The following is a 15041-nucleotide window of genomic DNA, read 5'->3' on the forward strand; positions in this document are numbered from 1 at the left end:
AACCTTGGATAAGTTAGCCGCTCACAAACCGGGAGAGAGCGCTGAAATGAACGCCGAAGTGAATGTGGTGAGCGACAAGGCGTTGCATCCCCTGGCCGTAAACAGCGAATCGCTCCAGATTCTGGCGCACTGGTTCAAGTCCAATGGAACGCGTCAGATCAGCGAAACTGATCCGCGCCGGACGATGATCGAGCGTTACCCTGCTGGCTTGTTCAGCGAGGCGGAACTGGATGCGTTGTGGGATGTGATGGAAGGATAAGAAGAACAACAACGGATTGATAAAAAAGCGCTGCCGGGATGGCAGCGCTTTTTTTTGTCCAACGGTTTTGCCGCCAGCTCCTACAAGTGTTGTGGTGTTTAGAAGCTGTAAGTGCCCGTCACCACCAGGCTACGCGGCGCCCCCGGCTGGATCTGGAACGCACTGGTCGCCGAGGAGTAATACGTCTTGTCGCTGATGTTGTTCAGCGCTGCGCGCAAATCCCAATCCTTCTGGCGGAAACCGGCCAACGCATCCCAGCGACCATAGCCCGGCAATACGGTAGTGTTGAGGTTGTCGGCATAACGGTCGCCAACCAGGGTCAGACCGGTTTCGGCGTACCAGCCCATTTCCGGTTTCCAGGTCAGGAACAGGCTGCCGTTGTGCTTGGCCACGTTGTTGATGCGCTTGCCTTCCAGGCCGTTGTTGTCTTTCTCGATCGTTGCGTCCTGCAGACCCACGCCACCGCGTACGTACCAGTTGCCGGTAATTTTGCCGGCGGCGGTCAACTCGATCCCGCGTGAACGTTGCAGGCCAGTGAGCAGGGTGATGGTCGGGTTGTTCGGATCGCTGGTGCGGCGGTTGTAGAGTTCCAGCTCATAGATGGCCAGCGTGGTGCTCAGGCGATCGTCGAGCCAGTCACTTTTCACGCCGATTTCCTTCTGCTTGGTCCGCTCGGGGCTCAGGTCGTTACTGTTGCCGGCCGCGCCCGGGGTGATGCCGATCAAGCCACCGCCGACCGGCGAGAAGGTCTTGCTCCAGGAGGCGTAGAAGGAGTGATTTTGCAGCGGCGTCCAGACCACGCCAACGCGGGGGCTGGTACTGTGGCTGTCACTGTCTTCGGAAATATTGCGCACCTTGTTGGTCGACTCGATATCGAACGTGTCGTAACGCAGGCCGGCGAGCAATTGCCATTGATCGTTCAGGCGCAGTTGATCCTGCACATACACCGCACGGCTCTCGACCTCGGTGTGGGTGTTGCTCGACACCACCATGCGCCCGGTATGGCGCAAATTGCGGTCGGGGTTGTTCAGGTCCAGCGCCGGCACCGCTGAACTGCCCGGCCCGGAAGTGGCGGCGGTGTACAGCAGCGGGTCGCGGCGCTGGCTGCCGATTTCGATGCCGGTGAGCAGGCGGTGCTCGAGGCCGAAGGTATCGAAGCCACCTTCGAGTTCGACGTTGTTATAGACGTTGCGGGTGTTCAGGTCCTGCTGCCAGTGCTGGCGTGTGACCTTGTTGGTGGCCGGGACGTAGCCGGTCAGGTAGGTATTGTCGAAATCGCTGTTTAGCTTGAACACACCCAAGGTCTGGCGCAGTTGCCAGTTGTCGCTCAGTTCATAAGTGAGTTTCGAGCGCAGGGATTGCGCCTTGTCATCGATGAAGTCGTTTTCGCTGCCATAAGTGGTATCGCGTCCTACGTCGGCCGGGCGACCGTTGACCCCTGGAACGCCACGATCAGGCGTGCGGTTGTAGCGGCTGTATTCGTACTGCACCAGCCAGTTCAGGTCGGGCGTCAGCTGCCAGCTCATCGAAGGCGCGAACAGCTGGCGATTGCCGCTCACGCCATCGCGGAAGCTGTTCTCGTCCATGTTGCCCATGTTCAGGCGCAGGCTGATGTTCTCGGACGGGTCGGTGCTGAGGTCGGCATACAGGCTGCGCAAGTCCTCGCTGCCACCCTGGGCCTCGATGGTCGAGCGGCGACCGAACTCTGGCAGTTTGCTCACCCGGTTGACGATGCCGCCCTGGCTGCCACGGCCATACAGCACGGCGGCGGGGCCTTTCAGAACGTCGATGCGTTCAATGTTGTGCAAGTCGCGCACGTACTGGCTGTCGTCGCGAATGCCATCGAGATAGAAGTCGTTGCTGGCGTCGAAACCACGGATGCGCAGGCTGTCGAAGCGAGTGTCGGCGCCGCTGCTGACGTTGGGGATGCCGCTGAGCGCGGTGCCTAGATCGTTGGTGCCGTAATCCACTACGTTCGAGGTTTTGATCGAGTCGATGGCTTGTGGCACGTAGCGCACCGGTGTAGCAGTCCGGGTCGCCGTGCTGGTTTGGGTCACGCGCGGGTCGTCGGCTTCAGCTTCGGCGCTGATCGAGGTGGCAGGCAGGGTGGTCGGTGCAGCGTAGGAAAAACCGGCAGACAACAAGGCAGAGAGCCCAAGGCTGTAGGGCGCAAGGCGAAAAGGGGCAGGCATTGAAGAGCGCATCCGTAGGATTTTTAGGTTGAAGCATCTGGAGGGTGCGAATAGTAATGCTTGTCATTTACCGCCGTTAGTCGTTATTGAGAATTTATCTCATTTGATTGTTTCGAATTATGTCTGAATCCATACAAAGTGTTTGCGCAGCCATTCGACCGATTCAAGCAACAGACTGAAAGCCGATCCGGCGTTTTTCCGGGACCGTTGTGGCACTAACCTGTCGACATCGAATTTTCCTGAGTTTCTGTCGGAGCTTTCCCATGATCCTGCATTACATCTACGACCCGTTGTGCGGTTGGTGCTACGGCGCCAAACCGCTGGTGCAAGCCGCCCAGGCTGTGCTGCCGGTGCTTGCCCACGGTGGCGGCATGATGACGGGGGCCAATCGGCAAAAGGTTTCGCCACAACTGCGCAGTTACGTCATGCCTCACGACCGGCGCATTGCCGAATACAGCGGGCAGCCGTTCGGCGAAGCCTATTTCGAAGGTTTGTTGCGTGATCACACTGCCGTATTCGACTCGACTCCACCCATCGCCGCGGTGCTGGCTGCCGAGCAAATGGCCGGTCGCGGGCTGGAGTTGCTGGGGCGTCTGCAAAGTGCTCACTACGTGGAAGGGCGCCGCATCGCCGACGAGTCGGTCTTGTTTGAACTGGCCCACGGCATGGGGCTGGATCCTCAAGACTTCGAAAGAGCCTTCAGGATGGTCGACACCGAAAGCCATATCCGGGACAGCCGGGCGTTACTGGCCAAGGTTGGCGGGCAGGGTTTTCCGACCCTGGTGCTTGAGCACGATGAGCAATTCACCCTGATCGATATCGGGCCATGGCTGGGTAAACCCCAGGCGTTTGCGCAATGGCTGGGTCAGTCGTCGCCGGAGCAGCACTCATCCGGTCCCGTAGCAGCCTGTGGCCTGGATGGCTGCGTCGATTGAATAATCCTGCCGCGTAAAGCAACTTCCTAGACGTTTTTTGCCTGTTTGTAGACGATTCATGAAATTGACACATTGTTGAGCTCGCAGCTACGATTCGGCCCAACGCCTGTGGCCGACCGCCACGACTCGAAAACAATAAAAAGGCCCGCCGCGAGAAATCGTGGGCGGGCCTTTTTGTTTTCGCCTTGAAAAAAGAGCGCGATAGCGCCGTTTCAGCCGTTCGACACAGCGCGTATCAACCGTACTAAGGAAAAAAACAAAATGTTGAACAAGCGAATCAGCCTGATCGCTCTGGGGATTTTGAGCGCTTCACAGGCCATGGCTAACGACCAGGCCGAATCCAAGGGTTTTGTTCAAGACAGCAGCCTCAAAGTGCTGCTGCGCAATGCCTACATGAACCGTGATTACAAAGACGGTAACCCGGACAAATCCGAGTGGGGCCAGGCGGCCATCGGCACGTTCTCGTCCGGCTTCACCCAAGGCACCGTCGGTGTGGGTGTGGACGCTTTCGGCCTGTACGCCCTGAACCTGGAACGCAGCGAAGACCGTAGCGGCGCGCAAGGCATCGACTTCTTCAAGAAGGGCGCCAGCGGCGAGCCGGCGGACGACCTGTCCAAGGGCGGCGCAGCGATCAAGTTCCGCCTGTCCAGCACCACCCTGACTTACGGTGACCAGATGCCGGCCTTGCCGGTGCTGAACTACGACAACTCGCGCCTGCTGCCGGAAAGCTACACCGGTACCTTGATCACCTCCGGGGAGATCAAAGGCCTGCAACTGGACGCCGGTCGCTTCACCGCCGAATCGCGTAAAAGCGCTGAAGGCCGCGACAGCGGTGGCCTGAAGTCGATCAACGTGTTGGGCGGTAGCTACCAGTTCACCGAGCAATTCAAGGCCGCGCTCTACGCTTCCGACGTCGAAGACGTGCTGAAGAAACAATACGTGAACGCCAACTACGTGTTTCCGATCGACAAGGATCAGTCCCTGACCCTGGACTTCAACGGCTACCGCACCAAGCTGGACGATTCCTACGTCCGCGACAACGGTATCACCGGCGACGACAACAAGATCTGGAGCCTGGCGGCCACCTTCATCACCGGCCCGCACTCGTTCACCCTCGCGCACCAGCGCAGCACCGGCGACAGCAACCTGGGCTACGCCTACGGCGGCTACCAGAAAGACCAGGGTCGCGTCGGCGACGGTGGCAACACCATCTACCTGGCGAACTCTTACTGGTCGGACTTCAATGCCGAAGACGAACGCAGCTGGCAGCTTGGCTACGGCCTGGACTTCAGCACCTTCGGTGTACCGGGCCTGAGCTACAACTTCGCCTACGTGCGCGGTGACAACATCACCACCTCCACCAGCGAAGGCGGCACCGAGCGCGAGATCTTCAATCAGATCAAATACGTCGTCCAAAGCGGCCCGGCCAAAGACCTCAGCGTGAAACTGCGCAGCTCGGTCCTGCGCGTGTCGCAGAAGTCGAGCGAGTACAACGTCAGCGGCAACGAAGTGCGTGTGTTTGTGGATTACCCGATCAATATTTTTTGATGATGGGTTGTGGTGTCGAGGCCTGATGCAAGGCTGAGAGTGAAGAAGCCCCGACTGGTTCGGGGCTTTTTTGTGCTGTTGATGTGCTCATGTCGTCAAAACTCGATTTTGGTAACACGTCTGGCGAACGTGTCGTCCGCGGCGACATGTTCGGAAGACGTGTCGCAAAAAGTGAAAAATTGCGACACGTCTTAGCACTTCAAATCGATTGCTCGCATATACGGCAATGCCGTATAGTTAGGTTCATGTTCATGTTCATGTTCATGTTCATGTTCATGTTCACGATTATCGAAACCGAAATTTTCAAGCGTTATGCTGAATCCATCTGGGACGATGGCGAACGTCATGAATTCATTACCTGGCTGGCAGCTAATCCGTTGGCCGGCGACGTGGTTCCTGGCAGCGGTGGTCTTCGCAAGGTCCGTTGGTCCCGTAGCGGGATGGGCAAACGAGGCGGTACCCGTATCATTTACTACAACACGCTTTCTGAAGGCTCAATCTGGTTGTTAATCGCCTACACCAAGGCGAAGTTCGACAATTTACCCGCAGCCTTCCTCAAGCAACTGAAGGAGGAAATCAGCAATGGTCAATGAACTGGAGCAATTCCAGCAGGACTTGCTGGATTCTGTGCGTCAAATGAAAGCGGGCAAAGCCGCTCGTGTGACAGAGGTGCCGTTGTCTGCAGCAGCTGAAGCGCGGGCCAAAGTCGGTGTATCTCAAAGCGCATTCGCCAAGCTGATTGGAGTCAGTTTGCGAACGTTGCAGGATTGGGAGCAGGGGCGGCGGCAACCGACGGGAGCGGCGCAGACGCTGTTGCGTGTGGCGAGTCAGCATCCTGAGGCATTGCGTGACCTTCAAGCGATTTAGCTAAGAAGGCATATTCCCTTCTAAACACATCGCCGAAATTGAGAAGCTCGGCAGGTCTCTCGATGGGCGCCAGCCCATTTGTATGCCTACTCCTTTATTCATTACACCACGTAACGAATGAAGTTCCCGCCCCCACCTTTTTCACCCTGACATAACCCCCTACATTCATCTCCAACGCCTCTCCCATCATCCCGACGGGAAGGTCACTGGAGTTTCCCTCATGCCTTTCGTAACCGTACGCATCACCCGCGATGGTGTTACCACTGAGCAGAAAGCTCAGGTGATTGCCGAAATCACTGAAACACTGGAACGCGTCCTCAACAAACGCCCTGACCTGACCCACATCGTGATCGAGGAAGTCGACACCGATAACTGGGGTTACGCCGGTATCACCACCACTCAGTACCGCAAGCAACTGGCCGAGGCGGAGGGCAAGTCATGACGGCGTCGGTCACCATCGATTTCATCTCCGATGTGGTGTGCCCCTGGTGCGCGCTGGGAGCGACGGCGCTGGAGCAGGCAATCGAGAACGTGGCCGGGGAAGTCTCGGTCGAGCTGACCTACAAGCCGTTCGAGCTGAACCCGAACATGCCGGTCGAAGGTGAGCAAGCGGTCGAGCACTTGATGCGCAAGTACGGCAGAACCGCCGACGAAGTCGCTGCTGGCAAGGCCATGCAGATCGCTCGCGGCGAGGCCATCGGTTTCAAATTCGATCTGGAGAAGCGCACACATTTCTACAACACCTTCGATGCGCACCGCTTGTTGCTGTGGGCGTTGCAGGAAGGGCGGCAGGTCGAGCTGAAGAAGGTGTTGCTACAGGCCTACTTCAGCGCGGGCCAGAACCCGAGCGATCAGCAAACCCTGGTGCGGCTGGCGACTGAAGCGGGGCTGGATGGGGCAAGTGCACAAGAGGTGCTGGCGTCCGGTGCGTTCGCCGACGAAGTGCGGGAGCTTGAAACGTATTACCAGCAGCGCGGCATCAATTCGGTCCCGGCGATGGTGCTCAACGGTCACCACCTGGTGTCCGGTTCGCAATCGGTCGAGTACTACGAACAGATGTTGCGACAAATGGCCAAGGCACCGGCCGAAGCCTGATTACCGATTTTCTACCCCCATTCTTGATTGTCAGAGGTCTTCATCATGAGCATTTCGAAAAAGGTCATCGTCATCACCGGTGCGTCCCAGGGTCTCGGCGACGGTATGGTCAAAGCCTTTCGTGAACTCGGTTACCGGATCGTCGCCACTTCGCGCTCGATCAAACCGTCCAGCGATCCGGACATTCTCACCGTGGCCGGTGACATCGGCGAGCCGGAAACCGCCCAGCGTGTCATCCGTGAAGCGATGTCCCGTTTCGGTCGCATCGATACCCTGGTCAACAACGCCGGGATCTTCATCGCCAAGCCCTTCACCGCGTACACCGCAGAAGACTACGCCAATGTGTTGTCGGTGAACGTCAATGGCTTCTTCTACATCACCCAACTCGCCATCGCCGAGATGGAAAAACAGGGCAGCGGCCACGTCGTCAACATCACCACCAGCCTGGTGGACCACGCCATCGACGGCGTGCCATCGGTGCTTGCATCGCTGACCAAAGGCGGCCTCAACGCGGCAACCAGATCCCTGGCCATCGAATACGCCAAGCGCGGGATCCGGGTGAACGCGGTCAGCCCAGGCATCATCAAGACCCCGATGCATGGCGAGGAAACTCACGCAGCACTGGGCAGCCTGCACCCGGTCGGGCACATGGGCGAGGTCGATGACATTGCGCAAGCGGTCGTGTATCTGGACGGCGCCAAGTTCGTTACCGGCGAAATCCTGCATGTGGATGGTGGGCAGAGCGCGGGGCATTAAAAGCGCTTTTACAGACCCCGGAAACAACTAAGCCCCTGCAGTTTTGCAGGGGCTTAGTTTTGTAGGGTGCCGGCAGGAAAAGCACGAAGAATCAATTCGCCATTCACTACGAGGAGCGCTTCACCAGACCGTACATCTAGATTATGATCGCGCTGCCGCCTGACCGTAATCCCTTATACTACGGGCCTTTCCCCCGATCGCTACCCGATTCTACCTCGTTTGGCAGCAAATGCCGCGTTGGGCCTCCCGCACTGGCACCCATTATCCCAAGCGTATTGCGAATACTGGAACAGATGATCTTTATAAAAAATAATAAGCTTTTCTCCTGCTTATACTTGCTGGCAATCGTCATAACCATCGGCGTGGTCTACTCCCTGGGCTTCCGGGAAGCGGCAAGCCAGATTGCGACCCAGCCCGAGCGCCTGAGAAACTTCACGTTCCCCATCTGGGAGCAACACGCTTTTTCGCAGCACGGCTTCCTCGTCTTCTATTCGATGGAGGACTACGCAAAAAAGATCGCGTATTCCAACCACTCCACGGCTTATCTGTTCTACATGTACGCCCTCTATAAAGTGGAAATGTATGTGTCGGCATTACCGATGAGAGTGACAGGGGCTTTCCTGAACATCATTTCGCTGGCAGGCGTTACGTTCTTTTTTCTGTCCCGTCTGGTGGAAAAGCGCCTGGCATTCGGTCAGGGACTGCTGATTCTGTTATCGGTCGTATTCATGGTGTCGATGCCGGGATTCTGGATTTCTTCGGCCCGATTCAACGTCGACAATACGTTCCCATTGATATTTGCGTCCCAGGCGCTGGCTGCGTTCTTTATCTGGAAAAATCAGGAACGGTCCACGGCGGTCATGACAGTGATCGTGTTGTTTGCCGTGTTTACTCCGATCTCGGCAGCGTTGCTGGGCCTCGCCTTGCTGGTTTGGGCATGCCGCAGCGACGGTCTCGACAGACGGATGTGTCGTCTGGCATTGGTGGCCCTCGTTGCGGCCGTTGCCTTCTATCTGCCGTCCCCGCTGATATCGAAGGCGCTGGGTTTCACCTCGTCCAACAGCAGCTGGCTGTTTCGCGCTGGCCTGGATGGCGACACCACGTATTTCACCAACGTCCTGAAGTCGGTACTTGTTCCGCAGTTCCCGCGGCCATTTGGGACCATTGCCGTGCCGATCCTGTTCCTGGTAGCCCAGTTGGCCTGTTTGCGCATGATCAAACGGCGTGAACCTGCCGGCGTTGCGGCACCGGCGGGGAGCTCCCCGTTGGCCGGCATTGGCATGTTCTACTTCCTGCTTTTTTCGCAATACGTGATGACCGGCCTGCTGTGGCCGCAGGCCGTTGCCATTCATCCGTACCTGTATGACTACCTGCTGATGGCACCGGTTTTCGTCGCGATCGTTCTGAATTTTGCATTCAAACCTTCACCGGCTGCATTGCGTTTCTGGGCGCTGGCGCTGTTGTTCTGCATTTCCTTCCATCTCCAGCAGGTCGCGCAGGCAAAATGCCAGGGGTGTTACTTCCCGGGCGCCTGGGACGCGAGCGTCAAGCAGCCATGAAGACCGTCGCGATTCTCCAGTCGAACTACATACCCTGGAAGGGCTATTTCGACATGATCGCTGCGGTCGATGAGTTCATCCTCTACGACGACATGCAGTTCACCAAGAACGACTGGCGCAATCGCAACCAGATCAAGACGCCGCAAGGCGTCCAGTGGCTCAGCGTGCCTGTCGGGCAAGGCATCAGTCGCCGCATTCGCGATGTCGAGTTGGCCCCTGCCTGGCAGGTCAAACACTGGAAAACGCTGCAGAGCAACTATCGGCGAGCGCCTTTCTTCGATGAGGTCGCCCAGTGGCTCGAGCCGCTCTATCTGGCGGAGACCCACACGGGGCTGTCGTCGATGAACCGCAAGTTCATGGAAGCGATTTGCCGATACATCGGTATTGGAACCCGCATTACCAATTGCTGGGACTATAAGTCTGCCAGCGATAAAACCCGGACTGCCCGCCTGGTGGACCTTTGTCAGCAGGCCGGTGCGACGCACTACCTGTCGGGGCCGGCGGCAAAGGACTACATCGAGGCGCCGCTGTTCGACGACGCCGGCATTGCGCTGCAATGGTTCGATTACGCCGGCTTCCCCGAGTATCCGCAACTCTGGGGGGAATTCACCCATGGCGTCACCGTCCTGGATCTGCTGTTCAATTGCGGCAAGGACTCGCGCCGTTACATGAGGCATGTCAAAGCATGAAGCTTTCCATCGTCGCCACGCTGTACCGCTCGGCCAAGTTCATCGAGGAGTTCCATCTGCGTGCAAGCCAGGCGGCACAACAACTGGTTGGAGACGATTACGAGATCGTACTGGTCAACGACGGCTCGCCCGATTCAAGCCTGGAACTGGCCGTCCAGTTGAGCGAAGCCGATCACCACGTGGTGGTCGTCGATCTCTCGCGCAACTTCGGCCACCACAAGGCCATGATGACGGGCCTGCGACATGCCCGCGGTGAACGTGTCTTCCTGCTCGATAGCGACCTGGAGGAAGATCCGGCATGGTTGCTCTCGTTCAGCGAGCAGATGGAGCGCGAAAAGGCCGATGTGGTCTACGGTGTCCAGCAGCAGCGAAAAGGCAAGCACTTCGAGCGCTGGACCGGGCAGGTGTTCTACAAGCTCTTCCGTTTCCTCAGCGGGCTGGATATGCCCGACAATATCGTCGTCGCCAGGCTGATGTCGCGCCGCTATGTGGACGCGCTGATTCAGCACGACGAACGCGAGTTGTTCATGGCGGGCCTGTGGGTCATCACTGGCTTCGATCAGCGTGCGCAGGTCATCGACAAGCGCAGTCGTGACGAGACGACCTACACGCTGGGCAAGAAAGTGGCGCAACTGGTCAATTCGATCACTGCCTTCAGCAGTGCACCGCTGGTGGGCATCTTCGGCGTGGGCTGCGCGATCTTCCTGCTGTCGGCCGCCTACACGACTTTTCTCGTCGTCAACTGGCTGCTCCTGGCGAGCCCACCCAGCGGCTATACGTCGTTGATGGCTTCGATCTGGCTGCTCGGCGGCCTGATCATCGCATTCGTCGGCGTGGTCGGGATTTATCTCGCCAAGATCTATTCCGAAGTCAAGCAGAGACCCTACACTATCGTCCGGCACGTCTACCGTCAGGCTGAGGCGCGGAGCATCGAATGAAAAAACTGATTATTTTTGGTCTCACCGACGCCGCGGAGCTCGCACTCTATTATTTTTCCAACGACTCCGCCTATCAGGTCGAGGCGTTTGCCGTCGATCCCGACTACATGCCGGCCGACAAGAGCTTCAAGGGATTTCCGGTGGTGGCATTCGATGAAGTCACCCGGACCTACCCGCCAGACCGGTATGTCTTTTTCGTCGCGCTCGGCTATTCCAAACTCAACCAGATCCGCAAGGAAAAATATCTGGCAGTCAAGGCGCTGGGCTACGAAATGGTCAGCTACATCAGTTCGCGAGCCACGGTGCTGACAGAGGACATCGGCGAGAATTGCTTCATCCTCGAAGACAATACCGTTCAGCCCTTCGTGAGCATCGGCAACAACGTGACCCTGTGGAGCGGCAATCATGTCGGACATCATTCGCGTATCGAGGACCACTGTTTCCTGGCCTCGCACATCGTCGTATCCGGCCGTGTGACGATCGGGGAAAGCTGTTTTCTCGGCGTCAACGCGACCCTTCGCGATCACGTCACCATCGGCGAAAAATGCATCATCGGCGCTGGCGCCCTGATTCTTGGAGATGTCGCTGCCGAAGGCGTGTACGTTGGACAAGCCACCGAACGGTCGCGCGTGCCGAGTACCCGCGTCAGGAACATCTGAAGAACCTCATAATTGGCGTGAAGACATCCCATGTGGAAAAAACTAGGAAAGATATTCTGCGCAGAAGGGCAGAGCGATTGGTTGTATTCACACGCGATGATTCCCATTGCCGAGCAGGTGAACGGCGATCTGTATCGCATCTATTTCTCATCGCGTGACAAGACTAATCGCGGACACGGCGGCTTCCTCGAGATCGACATGCGGGACCCGACCAAGGTCTTGCGCGTCCATCCGGATCCGGTCCTCGAACCGGGCGACCTCGGATGTTTCGACGACAGTGGCGCCTTGCCCAACTCGATCGTCAACGTCGGTGGCCGCAAGCTGCTGTACTACACCGGGATCAACCTGGGTGTGACGGTGAAGATCCGCAATTCCATCGGCCTGGCCGAATGGAACGAGGCCACCCAGCGCTTCGAGAGGCTGTTCCGCGGCCCCGTCATCGACCGCACCCGCGATCTTCCTCACTTCGTCGCCACTCCCGAAGTGCAGTTCGAAGCCGGACGCTTCAGGGCCTGGTTCACCTCCTGTGTGCGATGGGAGCAAGGCCCTGCGGAAGCGAAGCACTTCTATCATCTCGAGTATGCCGAGTCCGCCGACGGCATCGAGTGGGAGCGCAACGGCACGGTTGCCATCGAGTTCCGTGACGAACACGAGTACGCCCTGGGTGTGCCGCGCGTGATCAAGGATGCGGACATGTACCGGATGTGGTTCTGCTCCAGGGCCACGAAGGACTGCCCCACCTACCGGATCCGCTACGCGACCTCGTTGGATGGCGTGCAATGGACGCGACACGATGAGCAGGTGGGAATCGACGTATCGGAATCGGGTTGGGATTCGGAAATGATCTGTTACCCGTTCGTCTTCGATCATGACGGTCGACGCTACATGCTTTATAACGGCAACGGCTATGGCAAGACGGGTTTCGGGATCGCCGTCTGGGGAGACGAGTGATTCCAATGCAGCGCTGGCTGCCCGTGATCAGGCCCATGCTCCGTTACGCAGTCGTCGGCGTCGCCTGCAATGCCATCGGTTATGCGGCCTACCTGGCATTGACGTGGCTGGGCATCCCATTCAAGCTGGCCATGAGCTTCCTGTACGTGATTGGCATCTGCATCAGCTTCCTGGGCAACCGCAACTGGGCGTTCGAGCATCGCGGCAACGTCGTGGGGACGGCATGGCGCTTTGGTCTGGCGCACGCAGCCGGCTACCTGCTCAACCTGGCCTTGCTGACGGTGTTCGTCGACAAGCTGGGATATCCTCACCAGTGGGTCCAGGCCGCTGCCATTTTCGTTGTAGGAGGTTTCTTGTTCGTCGTCTTCAAGCTATTCGTCTTTCGTCATGACCAACCGAATGGGAACCAGGCGTGAAGATTTGTTCTGAATGCGAGACGCCGTACGCCTCGGAGCAATGGACATGCGTCCAGTGTGGACATCAGGTGGCTCGAAAGAACGGTTTTGCCGCGTTTGCGCCAGAGCTCGAGGACAAGGAGGAGGGCTTCAAGGCCGACTTCTACGATACCTACGCGCATCTTGAAAGCGGCCATTTCTGGTTCCGGGCGCGTGGCAGGTTGATTACATGGGCGCTGACGAAATATGCGCCGCGCATGCGTTCATTTCTGGAAATCGGGTGCGGTACCGGCTTTATTCTGAGTCAGGTCGCCGCGGCGTTTCCGAAGGCCAGGTTGCTTGGCAGCGAGATGTTCTCGACCGGGCTGAAGTTTGCCTCCTCGCGCTTGCCCGGTGCGGAGTTCGTGCAGATGGATGCGCGCGAAATCCCTTACATCGACGAGTTCGAAGTGATTGGCGCGTTCGATGTTCTCGAGCACATCGAGGCCGATACCGTGGTGCTCCAGCAGATGCACCGTGCCCTGAAGCCCGGGGGAATCCTGCTGTTGACCGTGCCCCAGCATCAGTGGCTGTGGAGCCAGGTGGATGAATATTCCTGCCATGTGCGGCGCTACGATGCCGCCGACCTGCATCGCAAGATGGAAGAGGCGGGGTTTTCCGTCGTGCGCAGCACATCGTTCGTCTCGTTACTGCTGCCGGCGATGATGATTTCACGCGGCGCCAAGAAGCAACAGCGGGGCGATACGAGCGAGACCGCCGAATTAGCGGTACCCAAGGCGCTCAATGTGCTGTTTGGTTTCGTGATGTGGCTGGAGAGTTTGCTCATCAAGGTGGGCGTGAGCTTTCCGGTCGGTGCTTCCAGGCTGGTTGTCGTCCAGAAAAAGAGTGGATGATGCCCCCGCTTTGCATAACGACGTGAGTCTGGTTCGACCCGATTAAAATTTGCGTGCGAAGGCTCAAATGATGGAAGACAAAACGATCCAGTTCAATCGCCCCTACATGACGGGGAAAGAGCTTTATTACATCGCTGAAGCCAAGTTCGGCAATATTCTCGCCGGCGATGGCCCGTTCACCAAGCGGTGCCATGACTGGATGACCGAACGTACCGGTTCGAGCAAGGTCTTGCTGACCCACTCGTGCACGGCAGCGCTGGAAATGTCCGCGTTGTTGTTGGACATCGAGGCGGGCGACGAGATCATCATGCCCTCGTACACGTTCGTTTCCACGGCCAATGCCTTCGTTTTGCGCGGCGGCGTTCCCGTGTTCGTCGATATCCGGCCAGATACCTTGAACCTGGATGAGACGTTGATCGAGGCGGCCATCACTCCGCGCACCAAGGCAATCGTACCGGTTCATTATGCGGGCGTGAGTTGCGAGATGGACACGATCATGGAGATCGCCCGGCGCCACAACCTGAAGGTGGTCGAGGATGCGGCACAGGGAGTCATGGCCGCTTACAAGGGGCGGGCTCTGGGCAGTATCGGGGACTTCGGCGCCTTCAGCTTCCATGAGACCAAGAACGTCATTTCGGGCGAGGGCGGCGCATTGCTCGTCAATGATCCTGCGTATGTGTTGCGCGCAGAAATCATCCGCGAAAAAGGCACTGACCGTAGCCGCTTCTTCCGCGGCGAGGTCGACAAATACACTTGGCAGGAAGTCGGCTCGTCATTCCTTCCAGGGGACGTGACTGCCGCGTTTCTCTGGGCGCAGTTGGAAGAGGCCGAACACATCACGCAGGCGCGGCTTGTCATCTGGCAGCGCTATCACGAATTGCTGGCGCCGCTGGAAGCCAGCGGGGCACTGCGCCGCCCTATCGTACCGGCCGACTGCCAGCACAACGCGCACATGTACTACGTGCTGCTGCCCGCAGACGTGCCGCGACAGCCGGTGCTCGATGGCCTCAAGCGAGAGGGAATCAATTCGGTCTTCCATTACGTGCCCCTGCACTCCTCGCCGGCTGGCCAGCGTTACGGCCGTGTCCATGGCTCCATGGACAACACGGTGAGCCTCTCGGAACGCTTGCTGCGACTGCCGCTGTGGGTAGGTATGTCGGACGAGCAGCAGGAACGTGTGGTGGAAGTCTTGCGGGACGAACTGTGTCGCTGATTCGACAAGCACGCTTGCCGGAGTTCGGCACGATCCCGAATCCGGGTTTTATCGCAATGGCTTAAGGCTCGGTGCGTTCTTTGTAGTCCGGG

General features: G+C 58.2%; 17 protein-coding genes. 16 read left to right on the forward strand and 1 reads right to left on the reverse strand.

Translation table 11 applies throughout. The features are described 5' to 3' along the window. Nucleotides 1–46 precede the first annotated feature (46 nt). Nucleotides 47–259 carry a hypothetical protein gene (locus AB4O16_RS17615; protein WP_085717852.1) on the forward strand — a complete coding sequence of 71 codons (213 nt, stop codon included), beginning with the start codon at nucleotides 47–49 and terminating at the stop codon, nucleotides 257–259. Between the two features lie 98 nt (nucleotides 260–357). On the opposite strand, the gene AB4O16_RS17620 is transcribed toward AB4O16_RS17615, so the two are convergent. Next, nucleotides 358–2451, reverse strand: a complete 2094-nt coding sequence (locus AB4O16_RS17620; protein ID WP_460155416.1) for a TonB-dependent receptor — start codon at nucleotides 2449–2451, stop codon at nucleotides 358–360. Nucleotides 2452–2714: 263 nt separating this feature from the next. Between AB4O16_RS17620 and AB4O16_RS17625 the strand changes: the two genes are divergently transcribed. From AB4O16_RS17625 to rffA, 15 genes are all read left to right on the forward strand, one after another. Next, nucleotides 2715–3386, forward strand: a complete 672-nt coding sequence (locus AB4O16_RS17625; protein WP_460155417.1) for a DsbA family protein — start codon at nucleotides 2715–2717, stop codon at nucleotides 3384–3386. A gap of 261 nt (nucleotides 3387–3647) precedes the next feature. Then, nucleotides 3648–4934 carry an OprD family porin gene (locus tag AB4O16_RS17630; RefSeq protein ID WP_460155418.1) on the forward strand — a complete coding sequence of 429 codons (1287 nt, stop codon included), beginning with the start codon at nucleotides 3648–3650 and terminating at the stop codon, nucleotides 4932–4934. A gap of 275 nt (nucleotides 4935–5209) precedes the next feature. Then, entirely contained in the window at nucleotides 5210–5527 is a 318-nt protein-coding gene (locus tag AB4O16_RS17635) for a transcriptional regulator (RefSeq protein WP_460158069.1), read from the forward strand. Then, nucleotides 5517–5801 (forward strand): helix-turn-helix domain-containing protein, encoded by a 285-nt coding sequence (locus AB4O16_RS17640; protein WP_008003166.1) that lies wholly within the window; start codon nucleotides 5517–5519, stop codon nucleotides 5799–5801. The genes AB4O16_RS17635 and AB4O16_RS17640 overlap by 11 nt, the downstream gene beginning before the upstream one ends. Nucleotides 5802–6021: 220 nt before the next feature. Then, nucleotides 6022–6243, forward strand: coding sequence for a tautomerase family protein (locus AB4O16_RS17645; protein ID WP_007972813.1), 222 nt, complete (start codon nucleotides 6022–6024; stop codon nucleotides 6241–6243). Continuing rightward, nucleotides 6240–6896 (forward strand): DsbA family oxidoreductase, encoded by a 657-nt coding sequence (locus AB4O16_RS17650; protein WP_160390727.1) that lies wholly within the window; start codon nucleotides 6240–6242, stop codon nucleotides 6894–6896. Before AB4O16_RS17645 ends, AB4O16_RS17650 begins: the two co-directional genes overlap by 4 nt. Nucleotides 6897–6941: 45 nt before the next feature. Beyond that, nucleotides 6942–7652: an SDR family NAD(P)-dependent oxidoreductase gene (locus AB4O16_RS17655; RefSeq protein ID WP_460155419.1), complete on the forward strand. Its 711-nt coding sequence runs from the start codon at nucleotides 6942–6944 to the stop codon at nucleotides 7650–7652. 293 nt (nucleotides 7653–7945) lie between these two features. Then, a complete protein-coding gene (locus tag AB4O16_RS17660) occupies nucleotides 7946–9211 on the forward strand; it encodes a hypothetical protein (protein WP_460155420.1) in 1266 nt (421 codons plus the stop codon). After that, a complete protein-coding gene (locus AB4O16_RS17665) occupies nucleotides 9208–9900 on the forward strand; it encodes a WbqC family protein (RefSeq protein ID WP_460155421.1) in 693 nt (230 codons plus the stop codon). The genes AB4O16_RS17660 and AB4O16_RS17665 overlap by 4 nt, the downstream gene beginning before the upstream one ends. Continuing rightward, nucleotides 9897–10838, forward strand: coding sequence for a glycosyltransferase family 2 protein (locus AB4O16_RS17670; protein ID WP_460155422.1), 942 nt, complete (start codon nucleotides 9897–9899; stop codon nucleotides 10836–10838). The genes AB4O16_RS17665 and AB4O16_RS17670 overlap by 4 nt, the downstream gene beginning before the upstream one ends. Continuing rightward, the gene (locus tag AB4O16_RS17675) at nucleotides 10835–11497 is read left to right on the forward strand and encodes an acetyltransferase (protein ID WP_460155423.1); all 663 of its coding nucleotides are present in this window, start codon (nucleotides 10835–10837) and stop codon (nucleotides 11495–11497) included. Before AB4O16_RS17670 ends, AB4O16_RS17675 begins: the two co-directional genes overlap by 4 nt. 30 nt (nucleotides 11498–11527) lie before the next feature. Then, on the forward strand, nucleotides 11528–12448 hold the full coding sequence (locus AB4O16_RS17680) for a glycoside hydrolase family protein (protein WP_460155424.1): 921 nt from the start codon (nucleotides 11528–11530) through the stop codon (nucleotides 12446–12448). A 5-nt stretch (nucleotides 12449–12453) separates the two neighbouring features. Continuing rightward, a complete protein-coding gene (locus AB4O16_RS17685; RefSeq protein WP_460155425.1) occupies nucleotides 12454–12864 on the forward strand; it encodes a GtrA family protein in 411 nt (136 codons plus the stop codon). Between the two features lie 68 nt (nucleotides 12865–12932). Next, a complete protein-coding gene (locus AB4O16_RS17690; RefSeq protein ID WP_460155426.1) occupies nucleotides 12933–13736 on the forward strand; it encodes a class I SAM-dependent methyltransferase in 804 nt (267 codons plus the stop codon). 70 nt (nucleotides 13737–13806) lie between these two features. Then, complete coding sequence (rffA, locus tag AB4O16_RS17695) at nucleotides 13807–14949, forward strand: dTDP-4-amino-4,6-dideoxygalactose transaminase (RefSeq protein ID WP_460158070.1); 1143 nt, start codon at nucleotides 13807–13809, stop codon at nucleotides 14947–14949. Nucleotides 14950–15041: the final 92 nt, after the last annotated feature.

The organism is Pseudomonas sp. S2_H10 (assembly GCF_054668285.1).

Bases quoted from the DNA above. Each gene is read 5' to 3' on its own strand.
- AB4O16_RS17640 (WP_008003166.1), top strand. From the start codon at position 5,517: ATGGTCAATGAACTGGAGCAATTCCAGCAGGACTTGCTGGATTCTGTG.
- AB4O16_RS17615 (WP_085717852.1), top strand. From the start codon at position 47: ATGAACGCCGAAGTGAATGTGGTGAGCGACAAGGCGTTGCATCCCCTG.
- AB4O16_RS17645 (WP_007972813.1), top strand. From the start codon at position 6,022: ATGCCTTTCGTAACCGTACGCATCACCCGCGATGGTGTTACCACTGAG.
- AB4O16_RS17650 (WP_160390727.1), top strand. From the start codon at position 6,240: ATGACGGCGTCGGTCACCATCGATTTCATCTCCGATGTGGTGTGCCCC.
- AB4O16_RS17635 (WP_460158069.1), top strand. From the start codon at position 5,210: ATGTTCACGATTATCGAAACCGAAATTTTCAAGCGTTATGCTGAATCC.
- AB4O16_RS17655 (WP_460155419.1), top strand. From the start codon at position 6,942: ATGAGCATTTCGAAAAAGGTCATCGTCATCACCGGTGCGTCCCAGGGT.
- AB4O16_RS17680 (WP_460155424.1), top strand. From the start codon at position 11,528: ATGTGGAAAAAACTAGGAAAGATATTCTGCGCAGAAGGGCAGAGCGAT.
- rffA (WP_460158070.1), top strand. From the start codon at position 13,807: ATGGAAGACAAAACGATCCAGTTCAATCGCCCCTACATGACGGGGAAA.
- AB4O16_RS17660 (WP_460155420.1), top strand. From the start codon at position 7,946: ATGATCTTTATAAAAAATAATAAGCTTTTCTCCTGCTTATACTTGCTG.
- AB4O16_RS17685 (WP_460155425.1), top strand. From the start codon at position 12,454: ATGCAGCGCTGGCTGCCCGTGATCAGGCCCATGCTCCGTTACGCAGTC.
- AB4O16_RS17630 (WP_460155418.1), top strand. From the start codon at position 3,648: ATGTTGAACAAGCGAATCAGCCTGATCGCTCTGGGGATTTTGAGCGCT.
- AB4O16_RS17665 (WP_460155421.1), top strand. From the start codon at position 9,208: ATGAAGACCGTCGCGATTCTCCAGTCGAACTACATACCCTGGAAGGGC.
- AB4O16_RS17625 (WP_460155417.1), top strand. From the start codon at position 2,715: ATGATCCTGCATTACATCTACGACCCGTTGTGCGGTTGGTGCTACGGC.
- AB4O16_RS17670 (WP_460155422.1), top strand. From the start codon at position 9,897: ATGAAGCTTTCCATCGTCGCCACGCTGTACCGCTCGGCCAAGTTCATC.
- AB4O16_RS17620 (WP_460155416.1), bottom strand. From the start codon at position 2,451: ATGCCTGCCCCTTTTCGCCTTGCGCCCTACAGCCTTGGGCTCTCTGCC.
- AB4O16_RS17675 (WP_460155423.1), top strand. From the start codon at position 10,835: ATGAAAAAACTGATTATTTTTGGTCTCACCGACGCCGCGGAGCTCGCA.